At 68.8% G+C, this 2,641-nt stretch carries 2 protein-coding genes; both read left to right on the top strand.

The genetic code is table 11. The features are described from left to right. Positions 1–354 precede the first annotated feature (354 nt). Entirely contained in the window at positions 355–1,875 is a 1,521-nt protein-coding gene (istA, locus tag ACSVDD_RS29560; RefSeq protein ID WP_448192992.1) for an IS21 family transposase, read from the top strand. A 10-nt stretch (positions 1,876–1,885) separates the two neighbouring features. Then, positions 1,886–2,536 (top strand): IS21-like element helper ATPase IstB, encoded by a 651-nt coding sequence (gene istB, locus ACSVDD_RS29555; RefSeq protein ID WP_448192991.1) that lies wholly within the window; start codon positions 1,886–1,888, stop codon positions 2,534–2,536. The last annotated feature ends 105 nt before the right edge of the window (positions 2,537–2,641 follow it).

The raw sequence follows: 2,641 nt of genomic DNA, 5'->3' as shown, positions 1-2,641 counted from the left end.
ACTATTCCCATAGCTGTCCGCACCGGCGCGGCTTCGTTCAATCTGGCTTTTGCAGCGTCCCGCCCGACGCCGCGGCACCGCTCGGTGCTCGGCGGGACCCAGCAAAAACCCTCATTCATTCATTCCGATTGAAAGCGGCCACCCATTCCGACGTGAAGGCGGCCGGCATTCCGACATGAAGCCGGCCACGATTCCGATTTGAAGTCGGGCCACCGTTCCGATCTGAAAGCGGCCACCTGCCGGCCACGAACCGGCTGGATGGCGTGACGAACGTCCCGCGGGTCAGCGTCCACGACGCATCCTGCCCCCATCGTGTCGACGAGGAGGGGTGGGATGCCAGCGAAGAGGCTGTCCATGCGGCGAATCCGCGAATTGATGCGGCTGCGCGCGAGCGGAACCATGAGCGATCGGGCGATTGCTCAGCAGATCGGCGTCGCCCGCAGCACGTTGAACGAATACCTGGAGCGGCTGGCCACCGCCGGGCTCACCTGGCCCTTGCCGGACGACATCACCGATGCCGAACTGGAGCAGCGGCTGTTCGTGCGGGCTGGCGTCAAGGCGGGGGTGCGTCGGCGCCACGAGCCCGACTGGAGCGCGCTGGTGCGCGAGATGCGCCGTCCCGGCGTCACGCTCAGCCTGCTATGGGAGGAATACCGACAGGACCATGCCGACGGATACGGCTACAGCCGCTTCTGCGAACTCTACCGGGAGTTCGAGTGCCGGCTGTCGCCCACCATGCGCCAGCACCATGTCGCCGGCGACAAGGTGTTCGTCGATTACTCCGGCAAGAAGCTGGCGATCGTCGATCCGGTCAGCGGCGTCGTGCGCGAGGCGGAGCTGTTCATCGCCGTGCTCGGTGCCTCCAACTACACCTACGCCGAGGCGAGCTGGACGCAGAGCCTGCCGGACTGGATCGGCGCGCACGTGCGCATGTTCGCCTTCCTCGGCGGCGTGCCCCGGCTCATCGTGCCGGACAACCTCAAGGCCGGCGTCCACAAGGCGTCCTTCTACAACCCGGAGATCAACCGCAGCTACGGCAAGATGGCCGCCCACTACGGTGTCGGCGTCGTGCCGACCCGGCCGCGGCGCCCGCGCGACAAGGCCAAGGTCGAGGCCGGCGTCCGTTTCGCCCAGACCTACATCCTGGGCCGGCTGCGCAACCTCACCTTCTTCTCGCTTGAAGAAGCCAACGCGGCGATCCGCGAGGTGATGGCGCGCATGAACGGGCGTGTCATGCGCCGCCTGGGCGTGAGCCGTGAGGAGCTGTTCCGACAAACCGAACGGCCGGCGCTCCAGCCCTTACCGGCCGAGCCGTACGAATACGCGGAATGGAAGCTGGCCCGGGTCGGCCTCGACTATCACGTCGAGGTCGAGGGCTTCTACTACTCGGTTCCCCACGCCCTGATCCGCCAGCCCGTCGACGTCCGCGTCACGGCGCGCACCGTGGAGGTCTTCCACCGCGGTGGCCGCGTCGCCGCCCATGTCCGCCGCTACGGCGGCGCCCGCCACGGCACCGACGCCGAGCACATGCCGAGCGCACACCGGCGCTACGCCGAGTGGACGCCGGAGCGTTTGTTGCGCGAGGCGCGGGTGCTCGGCCCCAACACGGAGGGGCTGATCACCGCCATCCTGGCGCAGCGCCACCATCCCGAGCAGGGGTTCCGCACCTGCCTGGGCGTGCTGCGGCTGTTCCGCGGACCGAACCGCGAGCGCGCCGAGGCCGTCTCGGTCCGGGCGCTGGAGATCGGCGCGTTCGGCTACAAAAGCATCGCCTCCATCCTCACCCATCACCTCGATCGCCAACCGCACCGGCGTGACGCCGATGGCGCGCCGCTCGTGCACGCCAACATCCGCGGCTCGCGCTACTTCCACTGAGGAGACCTCCATGCTGCATCACCCCACCCTCGACCTGCTGCACGAGCTTGGCCTTCAGGGCATGGCCAAGGGCTTCAAGGAACTGGCCGGCCATCCGCAGGCGGCCGAACTCGGGCATGCCGAATGGCTCGGCCTGCTGCTGGATCAGGAAGCGACGCTGCGCCGGCACAAGCGCTTCGAGGCACGCGCCAAGCGGGCCCGGCTGCGCCAGGACGCCAGCGTGGAGGACGTCGACTTCCGCGCCGCGCGCGGGCTCGACCGCACGCTGTTCCTGCGGCTGGCCGGCTGCGACTGGGTGCGCGAGCACCGCCACGTGCTGATCACCGGGCCGACCGGGGTGGGCAAGAGCTGGCTGGCCTGCGCGCTCGGGCAGAAGGCGTGCCGGGAGGACCTCTCGGTTCTCTACCAACGCACGCCGCGGCTGTTCGCCGCCCTGGCGCTCGGGCGCGGCGACGGGCGCTATGCCGGCCTGCTGCGCTCGCTGGCCCGGGTGAACCTGCTGATCCTCGATGACTGGGGCCCGGAGCCGCTGACGGCCGAGCAGCGGCGCGACCTGCTGGAGATCGTGGAGGACCGCTACGGCAGCGCATCGCTGCTGATCACCAGCCAAGTTCCGGTGGAGCGCTGGTACGAGATCATTGGCGACCCGACAGTTTCATGATGCCTTCCTCTTTGACGGGCTGGTCCGTCGAACCAACGCCCGGAGTTCCGGAATGTGCTCGTCGTCGAGCATGACCTGCCATGGCAGCCCCTTGGTGAGCTGGCG

The sequence above is a fragment of the Azospirillum terrae genome (genome assembly GCF_053470425.1).
The sequence above is the reverse complement of the archived record's forward strand: the minus strand, read 5'-3'. Positions and strand labels throughout refer to the sequence as shown.